The following is a 20,240-nucleotide window of genomic DNA, read 5'->3' as shown; positions in this document are numbered from 1 at the left end:
CCGACATAAACGTATTAAAAGCGTTTTTTCCTGCACTTTTGTGTCGCCGTTTACAGTACGCTTGCCCTCGGCAGACGTCCCGGCAGAGGGCGCGCCGTGCAGTTGCCCTGCGTGTAAACCATCGATCCTTTTTCGTGAGGTTTACCATGCGCATCACCTCCCAACTCATCTGCCAGGCCGCCGACGACCTCAAAGGCTTTGTCGGCCTCAACCGTAAAACCAATCAATACATCGTGCGTTTCAGCGAAGATTCGTTCGGCATGGACGTGGCCGATGACGGCATCATGCCTACCCGTGAATTTGTCTGGGCGCAGGCATCAGAGCAGACCATGACGCTCAAACGAGAGCGAATCCAGTTGCTGCTGGACCAGAATATTGATGAGCGCATCAACATCACCGAACCGTTGCGGGTGTATATGCAGAAGGTTGAAGTGCCGGAGATTGTGGCGCAGCGCAGTCTGGTGCACGGCTGAGAATCTGCGGTGACAGGCAGGGCCCCATCGCTGGCAAGCCAGCTCCCACAGAGATTGGCGGCGCTCACAGAACCTGTGGGAGCTGGCTTGCCAGCGATGGGGGCCCCGCAATACACGATGACACTCAACTCACGAACGCATACTCGCGTTCAACCCTGCACACCCGCGTATGAAACGCCGAGTACCAGAGCTCGCGCCCGCGCGCCTGGATCAACCGATGCTCAGGATGCTGTCGCCACGCCAGAATCGCCGCCTCGCTCTGCCAGTACGACACGGTGATGCCGACGCCATCGGCCCCGCGAATCGACTCCACTCCGACAAAACCAGGTTGTTCGCGCACCAGTTCGGCCATGCGTGCTGCCGCTTCGGCATAACCGTTGTCACCCTCAGTGCGGGTCGAGGTGAAGATCACCGCAAAATAATCGCCCTCTGGCTTCATCAGCGCGGCCCCCTGCAAGCTTCGACAAACGCCCGCACCAGCGGCGGCATCTGGCCCTTGAGGGCGGCGCGTTCCGGCTGGAACAACGTCGCGACAAAAAACGGATGCCCCTTCAGTTCAATCGCGCGTAAATCTCCCGAGCAATCGTGTCCTACAGCCTGTAATCGATTACTCAATAACTCGCGTTCGAACTGCGGATTCACGCCATAGCGGCAGCGGTAGCCTTCATGAATATCGGACGTTTCGTACGCGTTGGCGATCAACGAGCCGGGCCGCAGATGGATGCCGTCGACGGCTTCGACCAGCCAGCAAGTCAGTGGCGTGAGCAGCGCCCTTGCCGATTCGGGCGACGTCTCGCCATGCTCGGCATCGGCCCAGCCCATAACGTTGCGGGAATATTCCAGCACGGCATGCTGAAAACCGCCGCAGGTGCCAAGGAACGGGCGTTGTTGCTCGCGGGCGAAACGGATGGCGCGCAGGGCGCCGGCTTCACTTTTGTACGGGCTGGCGGGGACACACCAGAAACCGTCGAAGTGTTGCAGCGGTGTATCGGCGTGGATCTGATCAGTGGCCAGCCATTCCAATTGCAGCGTCTGGCCGAAGTGTTCGGCGACAAGACCGAGGGCCACCGGGATGGCCTGGTGGGCAGTCACTTGCGGGTCGTAATCGCCGATCAGGGCGATGGAAACAGCGTCCATGTGAATTCCTTATCTTGAATGTATCGATGAATCCCCTCACCACAGGGTTTGGGTCTGGCTCAGAAAGAACGCGATTGTCGGCTGCCGATGCTCACTATAGATTGGCGTCCACGCACTCAATATTGGCGTTTCCCCAAGTGATCAATGCAGCGACGCACTATCAACTCGATTATCCCGATCTGGCCCTGATCCTCGCCCTGGTGCGCGGCGGCTCTCTGGCCCGCGCTGCGCAGCTGTTGAAAGTAGACGTCTCGACGGTATTTCGCGCGGTGCGGCGCCTCGAAGCGTCCCTCGGCCAGCAACTGTTCGAAAAAAGTCGCGCCGGGTACCTGCCGACCACGCTCGCGCAAACCCTCGCCGAACAGGCCGAACGCGCCGAGCAGGCGCTCGACGCTGCGCGCATCGGGGTAGAGCAGGGCGGTGAAGTGATCAGCGGCACGGTGCGACTGACCTGCACCGACTCGGTGTTGCAAAGCTTGCTGCTGCCGGCGCTGGCGCGGTTCATGCCCAACTACCCAGCGCTGACGATCGAATTGAGCACGTCCAACGATTTCGCCAACCTCAGCCGCCGCGACGCCGACATTGCCTTGCGCCTGACGCGGACACCGCCAGAACACCTGGTCGGACGGCAACTGGCGAAGATTTCCTACCGGGTCTGCGCCAGTGCGCGTTATCTGCAAAATGTCGACGCGACGGATCTGGCCGCGCTCACCTGGATTGCCCCGGACGACTTCCTGCCCGATCACCCGACGATCGCCTGGCGCCGCCAGCAATTGCCCGGTGTCACACCGAGTTATCGTTGCAACAGCATGTTGTCCGTCACCGAACTGGTGCGCGCCGGGTTGGGTGTAGCGGCGCTGCCGGACTTTCTGATCAACGAAGGTTTGCAAGCCTTGGGCGAACCGCTGCACGGTTATGACACGGCGTTATGGTTGCTGACCCGTCCGGACTGCCGGGCGTTGCGCTCGGTGGTGACGTTGTTCGATGAACTCGGACGGGCATTACGCTTGCCCTGATCAGCGTTGCGGGTTTTGCTTCATGTGCTGATGCATCTCGCTGGTGAGATTCTCGATGCGTTCGGTCAGGCTCTTGGTCATCTCGGTCAGACGGGTGTTCTGTTGCAGCAGTTCGAGCAGTTGCGCGGTGTTCTGCGCGGCTTGGGCCTGACGCTCGGTGTTGGCCTGCGCGAGGGCTTCACGGTGTAACGCGTCGGCATCCGCCTGCGCCTTGTCGCGCGCGGCCTGACGGGTTTGTGCGAGCAGGATCAGCGGCGCGGCGTAGGCCGATTGCAGGCTGAACGCGAGGTTCAGCAGGATGAACGGGTAGACGTCGAATGTGGTCACGCCAAAAACGTTGAGGCTGACCCACAGCAGCACGATCAGGGTTTGCGCACCGAGAAACGTCGGCGTACCGAAGAACCGCGCAAACGCCTCGGCGCGCAGTGCGAAGGTGTCGTTGCCGAAGGTGGTGGCGAGGTGGGCGTGGGGGCGGTGGAAGCGCAGGTGATCGACGGGGGCTGTTTCAGGTGTTGCGGGTTTTTCAGTGGTCATGAGGTACTCGGCAGGGCGTGGACGTGTAGTCACTATAGCCCTGCGTTGTGGTGGGCGGCCTCTTCGCGGGCAAGCCTTGCTCCTACAGCGCGATGGCGGCGACGCGATCTACCTGGCAGCCCCCGACATCACCCCGGCGCTCGCTCGTTGGCAAACATGCTCACTGCCTCCACCGCTTCACTGGCGCCATCACGAATCTGCAAAATCACCGTCCCCGCCTGATTCGCCAACTCGACGCCGTCCGCCGCACGACCTCGGGTGCCGTCCATGCTCTTGATCGCCTGGCGGGTTTCACTCTGGATCAAACCGATCATGTTGGAAATCTCGGCCGTCGACCCGCTGGTGCGCGCCGCCAGTTGCCGCACCTCGTCCGCGACCACGGCAAAACCGCGACCCTGCTCACCGGCACGCGCGGCCTCGATCGCCGCATTGAGCGCCAGCAGATTGGTCTGATCGGCAATCGCGCGGATGGTGTTGACGATGGCGGTGATCTGCTCGGAGCGCTCGCCCAGCTGGGCGATCAAGGTTGAAGACTGCGCGATGTCATCGGCGATTTCGCGCATTTCACTGGCGGCCTGCTGAATCACCTGAGTGCCTTGTTCAGCGACTTTTCGCGTCGCCACCGAGATGTGATAGGCCGCGCTGGCGCTGCGTGCATCTTGTTCGTGCTGCTCGACCCGCGCGGTGACGTCGGAGGCGAACTTGACCACTTTGCACAACCGCCCCGCAGCGTCGTAGACCGGGTTGTAATTGGCTTCCAGCCACACCGTTTGCCCGCGTTTGTCGACGCGCTCAAATTGCCCGTGGAAAAATTCGCCCTGGTTCAAGCGTCGCCAGAAATCCTGATAGGCGCTGCTGTTGACCAGCGCGGCGGTGCAGAACAAACGGTGATGCTTGCCCTTGAGCTCGGCGAGGGTGTAACCCATGCGTGTCAGAAAATTCTGATTGGCCGTGAGAATACTGCCGTCGAGATTGAATTCGATCACCGCCATCGCCCGGTCAATCGCTTGCAACCTGGCATTGGCGTCACTTTCCTGCTGCACCCTGGCGGTCACGTCCATGGCGTACTTGACCACTTTGACCACGCGGCCGGAAGCATCCTTGATCGGGTTGTAACTGGCTTCGAGCCAGATCGGCTGGCCCTGGCCATTGACCCGCTCAAACGTGCCGGACTGGAACTGACCATTTTTCAAACGTGACCACAACTCGTTGTACTGAGCGCTGCGACCAAATTCGGGCGTGCAGAAATGCCGGTGTGCCTGACCGATCACCTGCTCGGGCGCATAGCCCATGGTCTTGAGAAAGTTGTCGTTGGCGCGCAGCACCACGCCGTCGAGATTGAATTCGATCACTGCCATCGAGCGATTGATCGCGTCGAGCAGGCCGGATTGTTCGGTCAGGGTGTGCTGGAGTTCGTCGAGGGCAGCTTTGTGACGGTTGAAAAACATGTTCGCAATACTCTGGAAGAAGGGACGAGTGGGTGATTCAGTCCCTGTTCCCGCGCTTGCAGGCCGAATACGCAGGGTGGCATTCGGCGGTGACTGCTCAATGCCAGCGTTCCATGGCTGGCAGATGGCTACTTATACAAAACTTCATAAACTTGTACAAGAAAGTAATTTTTTACAATTTTGTATAAGTTTTCAGGCGCCAGCGTCCTGAGTGACGGGGCGGCTCAAGGCTACGCTGATGGTGTTACGACCCTTGTGTTTCGCGGTATACAGCGCTTTGTCGGCATCATCCAGCCAATCCAGTGCGTCCTTGTACACGTTTTGATACCGCGCCAAACCGATACTCAGGCTCACTCGCAGCTCGGGCACATCGGGGTGGCGATACCGCTGCAAGGCTTCCCGCAACTGCTCCATCACGGCTTCGGCCTTGTTCAGCGGCAGGCTCGGCAGAATCACGCAGAACTCATCACCGCCATATCGGCCGGCCAACTCGTACTCATCGAGCACGTGTTTGAGCGCCTTGCTCAACTGGCGCAGCGCCGCGTCGCCGACGATATGCCCGTAGCTGTCATTGATTCCCTTGAAGTGATCGATGTCGATCAGTGCCAGCGTGGCGGCGGTGTTGTGTTGCCGGCACTGTTGAAACTTCAGGTGCAGCAGGTCTTTCCACGCGCCATGGTTGAGCAGGCCGGTGAGGCTGTCGGTGCGACTGAGGGCACTGAGCGCGCGCTTGTGTTGCGAGAGTTTGATCGCCAGTTGGTAACAGACCATGCCCAGCGCCAACGGGTACAGCGTCAGCATCGGCAGGCAGGCCCAGACTTGCGTCTGCGTCATTGTCAGGTTGAATTTGAAACCGAAGATCGCCCAGCCCGACAGCACACCAGCGAGTTGGGCGAGGGCGCCGAACACGAACAATCGATGGCCACCGGCGGCGACGTTGTTCATGGTCATCATCGACAGGATGGTCACGGTGGTCAGCGGATTGAACTGGAAACACGCGGCCCAGAAACCGCCGCACATCGAGTCATAGAGCAGATTGCGTCGCTCGGCCTGATAGGGGAACGCCGCACGCGTGGAGATCTGGTAAGCCAGATGCGGCCAGGCAAAACCGTTGAACAACAGCAATGCCCAGATCCAGCTCGGCAAGCCCAGCGGATACAGCGCGGCGCCGACGCTGAAAAAACCGACGCCCAGCCCGATGGCCCGTGGCAGGTAAATGCGTCGGGCGAATGACAAGCCTTTGCCGCGGTGGTTTTCCATGAGGCCCTGCGCGAAATTCATCCTGAAATACTTTGCAGTATATTTCTTCAGGCCGACCGTCCGTCGGTCGATTGTCGGACATTGTCATTTATTCCAACGGGAATAATCAGTGTCCTTCCGAGCCATTTAATGGAGGGCTCGCGCAGGAGAGGGGGGATTCAGAGCGCGTTTCAGCGCTGGTAATGCGCCAGAAACATGTCCAGCGCCGATTCGGCCACGGTGTTTTGCATGTCGGCATCGAGGGCGGCGCGGCCCATGGACATCTGCGGCCAGAACCCGAAGGTCTTGAGCAAGCCCTGCAACTGATGCGCAGCGAACTCCGGGTCAACCGGTTTCAAGCGGCCATCGGCTTGCGCTGCTCGAATCCACACCGTCAGGCCTTCTTCGCGTTCACCCATGCGCTCGACCATGTTTTGCGCACGCTCGGGCGAATGAATCGTCGCGGCAATTGCCACCCGTGCCAATGTCAGAAAATTCTCGTCCGCCATCATCTGCACTTTGGCCTGCAGCATCTGACGCAGTTGCTCGCGCAGTGGCTGATCGCGGTTGTAGCTGACCGTCTGCTCGGCGCTGATGCGCGCCCACAACTGATTGAGAATCTCGGCGAACAGCTCTTCTTTGCTGGGGAAATGGTTGTACACCGTGCGCTTGGACACACCGGCAGTGGCGGCGATCTTGTCCATGCTGGTGACCTCGAAACCATTGGCCCGGAATTCGGCAATCGACGCCTGAATAATGGCTTCGCGTTTGCGGTCGGTGAGTCGCTGTGGAGCTGTCATAAGTACGCTTCGGCAGTGAAAAAATGAAATTACACTTGGCAGTTTACTTGTCGCCGGGTTTGATGCAACCTTGAAACTACACCGATGAGTGTAATGTTGCGTTAATCCTCGCAACTTAAAAACCGTATGTTCGGCCACTGCGTGCAGCCATGGCCATTTATCGTCCCACCGTGGAAAACCGTGAATTGTGCGGTGCTCCTGGAGTCACTCAGACATGGCCCATTCCAATTCCGTTTCTACGCCTGAAGCCTCGCGCCAGGCTCAAGGACTGTTCCGCAATCATGCGCCGGTGCAGCGCGAAGGCCTGCGCAAAATGCTGCGAATCATGTGGAACATGATCTTCCACAAACCGCGCGACACCCGGCCCGCGTCGGCGATTCCGGTGCAGCCGCTGACCCGCGAAGAGCTCCTGGCGGCGCCAAACCACAGCGTCTACCGCCTCGGCCACTCGACACTGCTGCTGAAAATGCGCGACAAATTCTGGATCACCGACCCGGTCTTTGCCGAACGCGCCTCGCCGGTGCAATGGGCCGGGCCGAAACGCTTTCACCAGCCACCGATCAGCCTCGACCAATTGCCGCCGATCGAAGCGGTGATCCTTTCGCACAACCATTACGACCACCTCGATTACCAAGCGGTGTTGGCACTGGCCGCGAAAACCACTTACTTCCTGACCCCGCTGGGCGTCGGCGACACCCTGATCAAATGGGGCATCGACGCCAGCCAAGTGCGTCAGTACGACTGGTGGCAGGGCGCGGAAATCGGCGGCATCCGCTTCGTCGCCACACCCTCGCAGCACTTCTCCGGCCGTGGCCTGTTCGACGGCAACAGCACGTTGTGGGCGTCGTGGGTGATGATCGACGGCGACACGCGAATCTTCTTCAGCGGCGACAGCGGCTACTTCGACGGCTTCAAACGCATCGGCGAACAGTACGGCCCGTTCGACCTGACCCTGATGGAAACCGGCGCCTACAACGTCGAATGGCCGCACGTGCACATGCAGCCGGAAGAAACCTTGCAGGCGCACCTCGACCTCAAGGGGCGGTGGCTGCTTCCGATCCACAACGGCACGTTTGACCTGGCGATGCATGCCTGGCATGAACCGTTCGACCGGATTCTGGCGCTGGCGTGGGAGCGCAGTGTTTCGATTACCACGCCGCGCATGGGCGAGGCGTTTAACCTGGCGCAGCCGCAGCGTGGAGAGGCGTGGTGGTTGGCGGTTGACGGCGCTGATGAGGCGGTGGTGCAGGGGGCCTGACGACATTAAGCATCAAGCAAACACCACTTCAATTCGGCCCTCTTTTCGGGAACGGGGGGCCGCCTTAACCACGATTTGCACATCTCGTCCGAGATGAGAAAGGCACTCCATCATTTTGGCCTCGCTGATACCGCGAAATTTTCCGCGCAGCATTTCGGATAGTTTGGGTTGTGAAAGTCCCAAAATCTCCGAGGCCTGAATTTGAGTGAGATGGCGTGCCTTGATGATCTCGTCGATCTTTGCCGCCAACTGGGCTTTGACCTGCATTTCGCTGGAATCAGGCAAGCCAAGATCTTGGTAGACATTCCCGCTACCTTGTTCAATTTCTATCATTTTCTGATCCTTTCGCATGATCCTGAGCGGCTCGAAGTCTGCTTCGGATCAGATCGATGTCGGCCTGAGCGGTTTTAATTCCACACTTCGACTTCTTCTGAAAACAGTGCAAAACGTAAATTGCACTGCCGAAACGAACCGTATAAATGGCTCGGTAGGTGTTGGTGTCGAAGTCTTCAATCAACTCCAGTACACCCGCCCCCCCAAATCCTTTCAGGGGTTTTGCATCTGGATGCTTGAAGCCAGTTTGGGCTAAATCCAATGCGTAACCAAAAACATCCTGTATCTCTATGGGCATCTGTTTTAGATCTTTCTTGCTGCTACAGACCCACAAGAGCGGCTTCCTTGCACTCATGCGAAAATATACCTATATAGGGATAAATATCAAACAGTCTTTTCAATCAGCCATCGCAAAGTCACCACGCTCGACGGCATTCTGCTGCATCCCTTGTGGATTCAATTTACGCCCCGGCGCAAACCCGGGAAAGAACACCAACCCCTGCGCCTCCAGGCGATAGGCCAGTGCCAGACGCGCCGCATCGGCCACGTCTTGCTGCGCCTCAAAACGCTGAATGTCTTCTACCGAAACCTGGGATTCACGCGACAACTGTTCGGTGCTCCAGCCCAGCATCGCTCGGGCCTGGGCGCAATGCGTCGGGGTGAACTGGAAAAGCGCAATATGTTCGAGAATGAGGTTCATCGCAGAAGTGGCCATGGTGTGCTCCGGGCTCAAGCGTGCTGATTGAAAATGTACTGTGTTTTTGTACAGTTGTTTTCGGCCGGGATCAAACGCATTTTTTGATTTGCCCTAGTTCGCCGTCTGCAACCAGACGGACGGTGCCTGTCCCAGCACCCGGCGAAACATCGTCGAGAACGCCGCCGGGCTCTCATAACCGAAGTCCAGCGCGATCCGCGTCACCGCTTCGCCCGCCGCCAGCCTAGCCAGCGCAAGCACCACGCAGGCACGTTGGCGCCACTGGCTGAAACTCAGCCCGGTCTGTTGGCGAAAGAGTCGATTGAAGGTGCGCAAGCTTACGTGCAACTGGTCCGCCCACTGTTGCGGTGTTTGATGCGCATTGGGCTGATGCAGAAAGCTCTGACACAGCTCCAGCAGTTTTCCGTCAGCCGGCAGTGGAATGTGCAAGGGCAGGGGCGCACTGCGCGTCAGTTCATGCAGGAGCAAATCGATCAATACACCATCGCGGCCCGCCTCGTCGTAGGCCAACGGCAACTCCACCGCTTCCATCAGCAGATGCCGCAACAGCGGCGACACACTGATCACCTGGCAACGTTCACCCAAATCCACCGCACCCGGTTCGATGTACACACTGCGTGTGCTGACCCCGAGCATCAACACCTCATGCGCCACCTCTGGCGGAATCCACACCGCTCGTTGCGGCGGCACCACCCAGTTGCCGTCATGGGTGCTGACCTGCATCACTCCCGTTGCGCCATAGAGCAATTGCGCCCGCCGGTGCGTATGACGCGGTAACAGGTGACCGTAGGAATAATCCGTACCGATCGCCACCACCGCGCGCGGCGAGTCATCCAGCAGATTGATCGAAACATTGCGCATCGAGCGATTCTCAAGGGTTGGCGTAAACGCAAACATTATTGGCTGAGTTACTGAAGCAGGCCAAGACGTCCCGCTCTATCTTCGTGAGCCTTCCCTAAAAGGACGCCGCGAAATGTTCTACCTCTTGCTCACATGCTTCGGCTGCATGACCGGCATCACCGCCGTACTGTTCGGCTTCGGTGGCGGCTTCGTCGTTGTGCCGCTGCTTTACCGTCTACTCAGCGCCAGCCACGGCGCCGACGACCCGATCGGCCAATCGGCAATGCACATCGCCGTCGCCACCTCGACCTGCGTGATGATCGTCAACGCCCTGATCGCCACCGACAAACACCGCCGCGCCGGCAATCTCATCCGCCATTACCTGTGGCCATTGGGCGGGTTTATTGCCGTGGGCTCAGTGGTCGGCGCAATAGCGGCGGTGTGGGTCAGTGGCGAGGTGATTCGCTACGCGTTCATCGCCTACCTCGGCGTGACCATTGTCGACTGCGTGCTCAGGCGCGGATTTCTCACCCAGAACGCAGATGTCATCCCACGCCGACTTGGCAGCACGGAAACTTCCGCAGGCGGTGTAGGCATCGGCGCCATCGCGACGTTTCTCGGTGTAGGAGGCAGCGTCATGACCGTGCCGTTGCTGCGCCGTTGTGGCTTGAGCATGTCGCAAGCGACGTCCATGGCCAACCCGCTGAGCGTGCCGGTGGCGTTGGCGGGAACGCTCACGTACATGGCGCTGGCCGGGTTCAGTCAGGCTGAGTTGGGCGCCTGGTTTGTCGGGTACGTGGATTTGCTGGCGTTTGCGCTGCTGACGTTGGGTTCGTTGTTGGGAATCAGATTGGCCACGCCTTGGATCGGGCGGATTCCGGATCGGGTGCATGCGCGGGTGTACATCGGGCTGTTGCTGATGGTGATGATCAGCATGTGCTTGAGTTGAAGGCGACAGCGCTCGATTCTCCCGCGCAACCTCGACATAATCCGCAACTTCTTTTTGCGGGCAGTTGCTCGTTTATTCAAGGATGAAGTGATGTTCCGAGGACTGTTACGCCTTTTCGCTGTTCTTTTTCTGACGGGGTTGTTTGTCTCGACTGCAACGTGGGCCGACAACGGCGCGCAGGTGTACACCGGCACCTTGGGTAAAGCGGCCATCGTCGTCGAAATAAATACTCGCATTGGAGAAGGTCGTTACTTCTATAAGAAGTACCGCAAGGATCTGCCACTCGACGGTGCCCTGGACGGGGAAACACTGGTGCTGGAAGAAGGTTCGCGGATGGAAGACTCGCGCCCGACCCTTCGTCTTCAGCCGACAACTCATGGTTGGTATGGCGAGTGGACGAGTACCGCTGGGAAAGTCCTGAAGGTCGAGTTACAACCAGCCGTCATCCCCGATGTACCCGACGATGCCTTGCCCTTTTTCACCACACTTCACGACAAGTACCCTTACGAATATCTGCGGCTGCAAGGCGTAACACTCAAGAAAGGCAAGACCGACACCTTCATGGGCTACACGCTGCAGTGGTGGACCGAGCCGAAGACAGACACTTCTCTGTTTGAAGTGGTGACCGGTTACTCCCTCGAAGAGCGTCGACGTATCAACCAAAAATTGATGGCGCGTTTGTGGGGCGAAGTGTTGTCGTCTTATGGCTGTTCTGGAAGTTATGCGCAATGGAGCCAGCCACTGTACATGTCGCCCACAGTGATGAGTGTGGGGATTTCATCGGATTATTACTGTGGCGGCGCCTATCCGGATCAAAGTCACGACGCGCTCAACATCGATATCAAGACAGGCAAGTTTCTGACCCTTGATGATGTTTTGTGGGTGGGGCAGGGCAAGCCGTTGCACTACGAGGAATATGAAGATTTCGCCGCGGGCTCACCCGGCTCTTCGACAGCATGGTCGAACTACCGCGCCACTGAACTGGCACCTTGGTTGGTCGCACAGTTGCTGAAACTCTACCCAACCGAAATGACCATCACCCCCGAGGGTGAAAACGACTGCGGCTATGACGAGAACTATCCCTGGCAATTTCCGGGTTGGCACTTCACGGAACAGGGCATAAAGATCGAGCCATCATTTGCGCACGTCGTGGCGGTCTGCGGATCAGTGGACTGGAGCGTTCTGCCGTACACACTCGTCAAACAACATCCGGGCGGGGTTGCACTGCAACTGCCTTGAGGCGGCGCTATCTTTCAAACGCAGCCCCTCGATTCCTGACCCCAACCCCGCCATAATCGCCGCGAATTTATCCGCGCCTGCCCTCAAATGCCGGCGCGGCCTCCGCCTCTTTCAAGGAACGATCAATGCTCAAGGGACTGATGCGCCTGGCAACCTGCGCTGCTGTGCTGTTCTCGCTGCTATCCACCGCGTACGCCGAAGACAACCGGCTGGTGTTCACCGGCACGTTGGGCAAAATGCCGATCGTTTTCGAAGTCGACACCAGTGACCCGGAGCAAGTCACCGGTCGCTACTTCTATGAGAAGTTTCACCGCGATCTAGAGCTTAACGGCACCTATAAAAATGACGTCTTGCTGCTCACAGAGGGCAGTGATCGTATGGAGCCGGGCAAGCCGTTACCGACGCTGAAACTGCAACAGATTGATGGCGGCTGGAAGGGCGAATGGCAAAATCCGAAAGGCAAAAAGTTGCCCGTATTGGTCACCGATACGCCACTTCCCGAAGTGCCAGCGAATGCATTGCCCTACATCGCCAAGTTGCCCAAGAGCGAGCCCTACGAATACCTACGGCTTCAGGGACTGAAACTCAAACCTGGTAAAAAGCAGGACTTCATGGGCTACTCCCTGCAATGGTGGGAAGAGCCTGATACCAAAATGTCCATGTTCAGCATCGAATCCGGGATGCCACAAGAAGATCTGCAACGGGTTAACCAGCAATTGCTCGGGCGCTTGTGGGACGAGGCCATCAGTTATTACGGTTGCCAGTTGCGAGGTCGCGGTTACGCCGAATTCCTTCAGGACGTCACCCCGACATTTATCTCGCCCACTGTCATCAGCCTGAACATTTCCACCAGCTACGACTGCGGCGGTGCGCACCCAGACTTCGGTGATTCACCGCTCAACATCGATGTGAAAACCGGCCATCCGTTGTCGCTCGAAGACGTACTCTGGGTGGGCGAGGGTCAGCCAATCCTTCATGCTGATCGCTACAGAGGCGGTGACCAGCCATTGACCGAGGCCGAAGACGCCGCGCGCTCAAAGTATCAACGCGAAGTCTTCGGGCCGTGGCTGATCAAACAACTCACCGCGCTGTACCCGGATGAAATGAAGAAACCGGCCGGCGGAGATGAAGACAGTTGCGACTTCACCAATGAAGACAATTGGGGTTATTCCAACTGGCGCTTCACCGAAAAAGGTTTGTACATCGGAGCGTACTTCGCCCGCATAGAACGAGACTGCGATTCACCCGATTGGTCGATCCTGCCGTACTCACTCGTCAAACAACACCCCGGTGCAGTCAAACTGCAACTGCCCCAGGGCTAACCGTCACTCCAGACCCGGCGCTTCACGAATAATGAAGTGATCCAGGTTCTCGATATTGGCATTGAAGACCTCGAAAGGCTTTTCGGGGTTCTTCTTGCCGGGCACCTGCTTCAACTCCGGCGTCACCCCATAGAAGAAACAGAACAACGCCTTGTCGCTATCCACCGCGTGCTTGATCTCCTCCAGAAACGCCTTGCGCTTGCGGTAGTTGTCGATCAACTTCTTGTTCAGATAAACGCTGACCGAGTACGGCTTCTTCTTACTGTCCTCGGGCTTCTTGAACCAGACCTTGTCCTCGAAATCGATACGAAAACTGGCACTGTGGAAGTCCTCGATCTTCTTGATCCGCCCCCAGTAAATCAGCCCCTTGTTGTCCGTCAGATACTCGATCTTCTTGAAGAACGAACTGTACGGCGCCGAATGCTCGCCCACCTTCAACGGCATGCGCTTGAGCAACTCCTTGTCGGCGAAGTTCGAAACAAAACACTCCACCGGATGCGCAAACACACTGGTCTTGTCCGGCGCCGACTCACGACTCACCGACTCTTTACCACTGTCCGCCGCCACTCGAACCGGATCATCGCGCAACACATCCGCCGCCCCCGCTGGCGCGACGGGCTTGCGCACATACTCACGCCGGGTCAGCAACAACTCCGATGGGAAGTGCTCCTCACGCCCGTCATCCACCTCGCCATCCGCCGTCTCAACACCAGACGCTGAAGCCTTCAAACTCACATACGGACAACCCGCCACATGCTGCGTAGTGGGCAGATTCTTGAAGTGCGGCGTGCGCACATAATTCACGTTCTTGGCGTTGAACGTGCCCAACTCGTTGGAAGCCTCGAATGCCGAACGACAAGCATCGTTGGGGCACTGGAAGTGTTCCTTCGCAGAGTCAAACGCCACCGTCTCATCGAAATTGAGATCGCGAACATCATAGATCGACAACTTGTCGTCGAGGCTGAGGCAGTAGGCGAGATCGAATTTCATGGTGGGGCTCGGATCCTTGAGTGGGGGGAGGGGTATTAATAGCGGGCGGCGGCCCGGGTTACTAGTAATAGATCTCGCCACCCAGCATCAACAGAACAGCCACAAAACCGAAACTGCCAAACAGGAAGGGCAGAATGGTAATGACGATTTGGACAACAACTGCGATTTTAAAGCCGGCGGACAGGCCATAACGCTTCCAGTAAATAACATGCAGCACCATGGTTAGTGCATTTGCGACCCAGACTGCTCCAACGGCCATGATTTCGTTCTTTTGAGCGATGCGCAGGGCCATATGCAGCAGGCAGAAAAAGACGATTAGAAATGAGGCGGTCAGGAGTCGGGATTGACCCGGGGTGGTCGAATTTTGCGTTGGTGGCTGCATGTGATGTTCGTCCATGTGCGTTTTCGAGAGTGCTCTCGGTCACGGTAAGCATTGTTCAGCAGCACACAAAAACTGTGGCGAGGGAGCTTGCTCCCGCTGGGCTGCGAAGCTGCCCCAAACCAGCAAATGCGGTTAGCAAGGCAACCGGCAATTATTCTTTTTCTAGTCTTCCAACGTTGTCATAAAGCCAAGCGGTGAATTCCGCTCTGTCGTCCGAATGATGGCAACGTTGGTGACAGTTGGGACACAACGCCACAACATTCGTGTCAAGGTCCGAACCCTTTTGCGACAGGTGCTTGACGTGATGCACTTCTAAAAACGGTTTCCCATCCTTTTCAAATGGCGCTGCTTTGCCACAACCTTCGCACTTTCCATCGGCTTGCTGACGAACCCAGCCCCTCAATTCAGGATCGCGAAAGTAAACCTTTCTAGTCGAAGTCGTTTGGATAGGTGTTTTTATCCCTTTGGGGACGTAATCAAATTGCTTTTGCTCAAATTTAGCCGCGCGTTGCTCGAGCAATTCTTCGTCCGCCGTTGGCTCAGAATCTTCAAGTGTCAGAACGGTAGAAGCGTCAAGTGCCTTACGGATGCTACGCGTCACATTCGCACCAACATTCTTGGCAGGTTTGTAGCCTTCAATACGCTTTCTATCCATTTCGACCAACACGGTAGAAATGTTCTGCATCCGGAACTCGACAGAGCCTTTAGTCCGACCGGCTAACGGGCCTTCACGCAGGATTCGATTTTCCTCAGTCTTGACGAATTTCTGGCCGCTCTGCTCGCGTGCAAGCATCTTGAGATAGGCATCGACTGCCGCCTGAATCTCGACCTCACTCCAATCGCTGTTACTTTTATCCGTGTCCATACAATCGCCGAGGGTTAAAAACCCTCGGACGATACTGAGTGGCCATCACCTCTGTCTACGAAAAATCCTACAGAAAAAAGCGACAGATCCTGCGCGATCCTACAAACCCATCCCTAGCCCATCGAGTGCTTCGAGGACTGAAACACCTGCGCAACCCGTCGCCACCAGGGTTTCTCTAGAGAAGCTCGTCGTGGCTTCTGATCGTTCAACAGGTAAGGCATATCCCTTAGCCGAATCCAGCCCTCATCCTGCCAATGCAACAAACTCAAAGACATCTCCGGCCAATCCAACAAACTCAACATTGGCCGATTCGAATCTCCTGAATCTGCAGCATCCCGCAAAGTTGGCACTACCTCATTGGTCAGCCACTCACGCAACAACCGATTCCCCGGAACGTAGTGATAGACCAGCAGCGCATACACCCCGGATTCACTGAGCATCAGATGCTGTTCCGGTTCTCGAAAGTACTCAATCCACATAATGCGGCGTTGTCGCTATCTAGCTTATTGACCACCCGATCATTCAGATGAAAACCAATCAAGCGGCCGACATCGCGGGCGGAAAACCAAGGCTGGTTTTCCCATAGAAGGGCATGTAAAAAAAGATTGTGGCGAGAGAAGACGGTTACCGAGCATGGATCAGACATATCTATGACCTCTACGTTATGGATTTTGGGAGGGCCTGACCCCAACGTAGAGTGGACTTAAGAAATCCCAACGAGCAGAGCAGTTGCCACCGACGAATTACACGTCTGTGTCACTGACCAAGCTTTCTACGTTGGGCGTTTCTTAGGCACCTGCGATAGAGCTTAGTAGTGCTCGCAGCATGCTTCAATGGGAAGCGACTGTAAGTGCTGTAGGAGATTGAACGCTGTGGCGTAGGCCTAAAAAGGTTTACCTATCGCCCATAAAAAAGCCCCGATCAGATCGGGGCTTTTTGCTTTCTCGACTCGCCGATTCAAACCGCAATCGTCAAATCGTGCCAAGCGAGACTATTAGTCCCAGCTCAACGCACCACCAGTTTGGTATTCGATCACGCGAGTCTCAAAGAAATTCTTCTCTTTCTTCAAGTCCATAATCTCGCTCATCCAAGGGAACGGGTTAGTCGTCCCTGGATATTCCTCTTTCAAACCAATCTGCGACAAACGACGGTTAGCGATGAACTTCAGATAATCCTCCATCATCGCCGCATTCATGCCCAGTACGCCGCGAGGCATGGTGTCACGCGCGTATTCGATCTCCAGCTGCGTACCCTGCAGAATCATCTGGGTCGCTTCTTCCTTCATCTCAGCATCCCACAAATGCGGGTTTTCGATTTTGATCTGGTTGATCACGTCGATGCCGAAGTTCAGGTGCATGGATTCGTCGCGCAGGATGTATTGGAACTGCTCGGCGACGCCGGTCATTTTGTTGCGGCGGCCCATGGAGAGGATCTGGGTGAAGCCGCAGTAGAAGAAGATGCCTTCCAGAACGCAGTAGTAGGCGATCAGGTTGCGCAGCAACTCTTTGTCGGTGTCCGGGGTGCCGGTTTCGAACTTCGGATCGGAGATCGAGCGGGTGTATTTCAGGCCCCAGGCTGCCTTCTTAGCAACCGATGGGATCTCGTGGTACATGTTGAAGATTTCGCCTTCATCCATGGCCAGCGATTCGATGCAGTACTGGTAGGCGTGGGTGTGGATCGCCTCTTCGAAAGCCTGGCGCAGGATGTACTGGCGGCATTCCGGGTTGGTGATCAGGCGGTACACGGCCAGTACCAGGTTGTTGGCAACCAGGGAGTCGGCGGTGGAGAAGAAGCCGAGGTTGCGCATGACGATGCGGCGCTCGTCGTCGGTCAGGCCTTCCGGGTCTTTCCAGAGGGCGATGTCGGCGGTCATGTTGACTTCTTGCGGCATCCAGTGGTTTGCGCAACCATCCAGATATTTCTGCCAGGCCCAGTCGTACTTGAATGGCACGAGTTGGTTGAGGTCGGCGCGGCAGTTGATCATGCGCTTTTCGTCAACGGCGACACGGGCGGAGGCGCCTTCGAGTTCGGCGAGGCCTTCGGCGACGTCGAGGGAGTTCAGTGCAGCCTTGGCGCGGGCGACAGCGGCCGAGTCGTCGGCGGTCACGGCGCGAGCTTCGATCGCGGCGGCACCGCCAGCGTTGTCGAGGCGGTCCATGTTGGCTTCAGTAGCGTGGCCGGCGTTGGCGCCTTTCACGGTTGCTACTTCACTGTCTTCTTTGTCGAATTCGTCCCAGCTCAGCATGACGTGTCGTCTCCTGCGTGAGGGCCTGTCGCCCGTGTGAAACCTGATTGGTTGGTTTTTCACACGGTCGTACAGACCGCGTTGGATCTAAAGGAATCGTTCTTTGCAGCAGCTAAACGCAGGCATCAAACAGAATTTTGTACGGGTTTCCGAGAGCCTCTGACGGGCGCAATCAGTGTTGGACACTGCTGCGGGGCTTCAGAATGGCTTTTGATCCCTGTAAGGGAATATTGCTGACCCGATTAGGGCGGCATTATAGGGAAAAAATTGTGCTCGTGGGGGAGGGCGAAAGCGCGCAGGGCGGTCGAGCGGGAGGGCGATTTGAGTCGGAGCGAGGGTTTACAGGGCTTTCGCGGATGTTGGCCCGTGAGAATTTTTTTTGATTAATTTTTTCGTCGGGGTTTGGTTGCTCAAGAAATGAGCAAAAAACCACGTTTTTCACTATATCTTGTGTTTTGCAAGCCTTTTGCACGACTCCAGACACAACTGAGCCCGACCGAAGTCGGGCTGGAATCGACCCTCAATGAAGCGCTGAGAGATCCAATTCGGTGCAGTCTCGAATCATCAATTGGTGCAGCCGTTACCCATGACGCTGTAACGCAGGATGTGGCGCTGACCTTTGGAGTCGTCGTACTCCATTTTTGCCGGTACCACTTCGCAGACGTTCGGAATTTCACTCATCGATACGACGTTGGCGATGTCCAGGTGAGTGGAGTAAGTGTATTCCTCGATCACTGGTTGTTGCTGTGCGACATCAGTCGGGACCTCATCTGCCATGGCGGTTGCGCACAGACTGCTGAGGGCCAGAACTAATAAAGCTTTCATTTCAGATTTACCTTTTTGAGGTCGAGTGGGGTCACGCAACCTTTTTAGGGTTGCGTGTGTAACTTCATCATTTGCGGTTGTTACTTGAGAGCTGGATTAACGGCCTTCGTGGGGGCTGTATCGTTGTTAATCGCGGTTGCCTTGTTGGCGAGGTGAATTTTAGGGAGTTGGGGCGGGGGTAAACAGAGCGGGTTTTGATAAACACCTTTGGCAGATTTGGTAACAATCCCCGAAATCACCCCAATCCCCTGTAGGAGCTGCCGAAGGCTGCGATCTTTTGATCTTGCACCTAAAGATCAAAGTCAAAAGATCGCAGCCTTCGGCAGCTCCTACAGGGGGTGTGTGGGTGGGGGAGGGGTTGTTACTACCATCGTCGAATGGTTCTATGGGGCCGGCCCGGCTACAACGGGGTCATACAAAAACAACTATTACACCGAGGTAGGAAAGATGAGTGCGGCTTCTCTGTATCCCGTTCGTCCCGAGGTTCTGGCTAACACGCTGACTGACGAGGCGACCTACAAAGCCATGTACCAGCAGTCGGTCGTCAACCCTGACGGTTTCTGGCGCGAGCAAGCTCAGCGTCTCGACTGGATCAAACCTTTCACCACGGTGAAACAGACGTCGTTCGACGATCACCATGTCGACATCAAGTGGTTTGCCGACGGCACCCTGAACGTTTCCTACAACTGCCTCGACCGCCATCTGGCCGAGCGCGGCGATCAAGTCGCGATCATCTGGGAAGGCGACGATCCTTCCGAGAGCCGCAACATCACCTACCGCGAACTGCACGAACAAGTGTGCAAACTGGCCAACGCCCTGCGTGGTCAGGACGTACACCGCGGCGACGTGGTGACCATTTATATGCCGATGATTCCCGAAGCCGTGGTCGCCATGCTGGCCTGCACCCGGATCGGCGCGATTCACTCGGTAGTGTTCGGTGGTTTCTCGCCGGAAGCCCTGGCCGGTCGCATCATCGACTGCAAATCGAAAGTGGTGATCACCGCTGACGAAGGCATTCGCGCCGGCAAGAAGATTTCCCTCAAGGCCAACGTCGACGACGCGCTGACCAATCCGGAAACCAGCAGCATCCAGAAAGTCATCGTCTGCAAGCGCACCGGTGGCGCCATCAAGTGGAACCAGCATCGCGACATCTGGTACGAAGACCTGATGAAAGTGGCGGGCACCGTTTGCGCGCCGAAAGAAATGGGCGCTGAAGAAGCGCTGTTCATTCTTTATACCTCAGGCTCGACCGGCAAGCCGAAGGGCGTGCAACACACCACTGGCGGTTATCTGCTGTACGCGGCGATGACCCACGAGCGCGTGTTCGACTACCGTCCGGGCGAAGTTTACTGGTGCACCGCCGACGTCGGCTGGGTCACCGGCCACAGCTACATCGTCTACGGCCCGCTGGCCAATGGCGCGACCACGCTGCTGTTCGAAGGCGTGCCGAACTATCCGGACATCACCCGGGTGGCGAAGATCGTCGACAAGCACAAGGTCAACATCCTCTACACCGCGCCGACCGCGATCCGCGCGATGATGGCCTCGGGTCAGGCCGCTGTTGAAGGCGCCGATGGCAGCAGTCTGCGTCTGCTCGGTTCGGTTGGCGAGCCGATCAACCCGGAAGCCT

The 20,240-nt window shown here is 57.1% G+C and carries 22 protein-coding genes and 1 pseudogene; 7 read left to right on the top strand and 16 right to left on the bottom strand.

The genetic code is table 11. The features are described 5' to 3' along the window. Positions 1-146 precede the first annotated feature (146 nt). Positions 147-473 carry a DUF2025 family protein gene (locus PMI37_RS21465; RefSeq protein WP_008084886.1) on the top strand — a complete coding sequence of 109 codons (327 nt, stop codon included), beginning with the start codon at positions 147-149 and terminating at the stop codon, positions 471-473. Between the two features lie 124 nt (positions 474-597). On the opposite strand, the gene PMI37_RS21460 is transcribed toward PMI37_RS21465, so the two are convergent. Both PMI37_RS21460 and PMI37_RS21455 read right to left on the bottom strand, forming a co-directional pair. Further along, positions 598-912 (bottom strand): antibiotic biosynthesis monooxygenase family protein, encoded by a 315-nt coding sequence (locus PMI37_RS21460; RefSeq protein ID WP_008084884.1) that lies wholly within the window; start codon positions 910-912, stop codon positions 598-600. After that, positions 912-1,610, bottom strand: a complete 699-nt coding sequence (locus PMI37_RS21455) for a CTP synthase C-terminal region-related (seleno)protein (protein WP_008084882.1) — start codon at positions 1,608-1,610, stop codon at positions 912-914. The genes PMI37_RS21460 and PMI37_RS21455 overlap by 1 nt, the downstream gene beginning before the upstream one ends. 137 nt (positions 1,611-1,747) lie before the next feature. On the opposite strand from PMI37_RS21455, the gene PMI37_RS21450 reads away from it, so the two are divergent. Beyond that, a complete protein-coding gene (locus PMI37_RS21450; protein WP_045123224.1) occupies positions 1,748-2,626 on the top strand; it encodes a LysR family transcriptional regulator in 879 nt (292 codons plus the stop codon). Here the strand turns inward: PMI37_RS21450 and PMI37_RS21445 are convergent, their stop codons facing one another. The 4 genes from PMI37_RS21445 to PMI37_RS21430 form a co-directional block, all read right to left on the bottom strand. Then, positions 2,627-3,160, bottom strand: a complete 534-nt coding sequence (locus tag PMI37_RS21445) for a DUF1003 domain-containing protein (RefSeq protein ID WP_008084877.1) — start codon at positions 3,158-3,160, stop codon at positions 2,627-2,629. It lies immediately after the preceding gene. 128 nt (positions 3,161-3,288) lie between these two features. Then, on the bottom strand, positions 3,289-4,608 hold the full coding sequence (locus tag PMI37_RS21440; RefSeq protein WP_008084876.1) for a methyl-accepting chemotaxis protein: 1,320 nt from the start codon (positions 4,606-4,608) through the stop codon (positions 3,289-3,291). Positions 4,609-4,800: 192 nt separating this feature from the next. Further along, positions 4,801-5,868, bottom strand: coding sequence for a diguanylate cyclase (locus PMI37_RS21435; RefSeq protein WP_008084874.1), 1,068 nt, complete (start codon positions 5,866-5,868; stop codon positions 4,801-4,803). A 170-nt stretch (positions 5,869-6,038) separates the two neighbouring features. After that, positions 6,039-6,647 carry a TetR/AcrR family transcriptional regulator gene (locus tag PMI37_RS21430; RefSeq protein ID WP_008084872.1) on the bottom strand — a complete coding sequence of 203 codons (609 nt, stop codon included), beginning with the start codon at positions 6,645-6,647 and terminating at the stop codon, positions 6,039-6,041. Between the two features lie 214 nt (positions 6,648-6,861). Here PMI37_RS21430 and PMI37_RS21425 point away from each other — a divergent pair, with 214 nt between their 5' ends. After that, the gene (locus tag PMI37_RS21425) at positions 6,862-7,905 is read left to right on the top strand and encodes an MBL fold metallo-hydrolase (RefSeq protein WP_008084869.1); all 1,044 of its coding nucleotides are present in this window, start codon (positions 6,862-6,864) and stop codon (positions 7,903-7,905) included. Positions 7,906-7,917: 12 nt separating this feature from the next. Here the strand turns inward: PMI37_RS21425 and PMI37_RS21420 are convergent, their stop codons facing one another. The 4 genes from PMI37_RS21420 to PMI37_RS21405 form a co-directional block, all read right to left on the bottom strand. Continuing rightward, complete coding sequence (locus PMI37_RS21420; protein ID WP_008084868.1) at positions 7,918-8,238, bottom strand: helix-turn-helix domain-containing protein; 321 nt, start codon at positions 8,236-8,238, stop codon at positions 7,918-7,920. After that, a complete protein-coding gene (locus PMI37_RS21415; protein ID WP_045123223.1) occupies positions 8,225-8,593 on the bottom strand; it encodes a type II toxin-antitoxin system RelE/ParE family toxin in 369 nt (122 codons plus the stop codon). Before PMI37_RS21415 ends, PMI37_RS21420 begins: the two co-directional genes overlap by 14 nt. A 42-nt stretch (positions 8,594-8,635) precedes the next feature. Continuing rightward, positions 8,636-8,953: a hypothetical protein gene (locus tag PMI37_RS21410; RefSeq protein ID WP_008084866.1), complete on the bottom strand. Its 318-nt coding sequence runs from the start codon at positions 8,951-8,953 to the stop codon at positions 8,636-8,638. Between the two features lie 93 nt (positions 8,954-9,046). Then, entirely contained in the window at positions 9,047-9,814 is a 768-nt protein-coding gene (locus PMI37_RS21405) for an AraC family transcriptional regulator (RefSeq protein WP_008084864.1), read from the bottom strand. A 112-nt stretch (positions 9,815-9,926) separates the two neighbouring features. Between PMI37_RS21405 and PMI37_RS21400 the strand changes: the two genes are divergently transcribed. The 3 genes from PMI37_RS21400 to PMI37_RS21390 all read left to right on the top strand — a co-directional run bounded on the left by PMI37_RS21400 (position 9,927) and on the right by PMI37_RS21390 (position 13,303). Then, positions 9,927-10,742, top strand: a complete 816-nt coding sequence (locus PMI37_RS21400) for a sulfite exporter TauE/SafE family protein (protein WP_008084862.1) — start codon at positions 9,927-9,929, stop codon at positions 10,740-10,742. 90 nt (positions 10,743-10,832) lie between these two features. Continuing rightward, positions 10,833-11,981: a hypothetical protein gene (locus tag PMI37_RS21395; protein ID WP_008084859.1), complete on the top strand. Its 1,149-nt coding sequence runs from the start codon at positions 10,833-10,835 to the stop codon at positions 11,979-11,981. A 125-nt stretch (positions 11,982-12,106) separates the two neighbouring features. After that, positions 12,107-13,303 carry a hypothetical protein gene (locus PMI37_RS21390; RefSeq protein WP_008084858.1) on the top strand — a complete coding sequence of 399 codons (1,197 nt, stop codon included), beginning with the start codon at positions 12,107-12,109 and terminating at the stop codon, positions 13,301-13,303. Between the two features lie 3 nt (positions 13,304-13,306). Here PMI37_RS21390 and PMI37_RS21385 read toward each other — a convergent pair whose 3' ends face one another. From PMI37_RS21385 to PMI37_RS21360, 6 genes and pseudogenes are all read right to left on the bottom strand, one after another. Further along, a complete protein-coding gene (locus PMI37_RS21385) occupies positions 13,307-14,293 on the bottom strand; it encodes a hypothetical protein (RefSeq protein WP_008084856.1) in 987 nt (328 codons plus the stop codon). Positions 14,294-14,354: 61 nt separating this feature from the next. Beyond that, positions 14,355-14,690, bottom strand: a complete 336-nt coding sequence (locus PMI37_RS21380) for a hypothetical protein (RefSeq protein WP_238552721.1) — start codon at positions 14,688-14,690, stop codon at positions 14,355-14,357. Between the two features lie 136 nt (positions 14,691-14,826). Continuing rightward, on the bottom strand, positions 14,827-15,540 hold the full coding sequence (locus PMI37_RS21375; RefSeq protein ID WP_008084852.1) for an HNH endonuclease: 714 nt from the start codon (positions 15,538-15,540) through the stop codon (positions 14,827-14,829). A 113-nt stretch (positions 15,541-15,653) separates the two neighbouring features. Continuing rightward, positions 15,654-16,186, bottom strand: a pseudogene (locus PMI37_RS32280) (BRO-N domain-containing protein). 348 nt (positions 16,187-16,534) lie between these two features. After that, positions 16,535-17,785: a ribonucleotide-diphosphate reductase subunit beta gene (locus PMI37_RS21365; RefSeq protein WP_008084848.1), complete on the bottom strand. Its 1,251-nt coding sequence runs from the start codon at positions 17,783-17,785 to the stop codon at positions 16,535-16,537. A gap of 564 nt (positions 17,786-18,349) precedes the next feature. Further along, the gene (locus PMI37_RS21360; RefSeq protein ID WP_008084846.1) at positions 18,350-18,610 is read right to left on the bottom strand and encodes a DUF2790 domain-containing protein; all 261 of its coding nucleotides are present in this window, start codon (positions 18,608-18,610) and stop codon (positions 18,350-18,352) included. Between the two features lie 447 nt (positions 18,611-19,057). Between PMI37_RS21360 and PMI37_RS21355 the strand changes: the two genes are divergently transcribed. After that, the coding region (locus PMI37_RS21355) for an AMP-binding protein (protein WP_008084844.1) at positions 19,058-20,240 on the top strand (1,183 nt) is incomplete at its 3' end.

The organism is Pseudomonas sp. GM80, from assembly GCF_000282515.1.
In the GTDB taxonomy this organism is placed as follows: Bacteria; Pseudomonadota; Gammaproteobacteria; order Pseudomonadales; family Pseudomonadaceae; genus Aquipseudomonas.
Note: the sequence above shows the minus strand (reverse complement) of the source record. Positions and strands in the feature narration are given on the sequence as shown.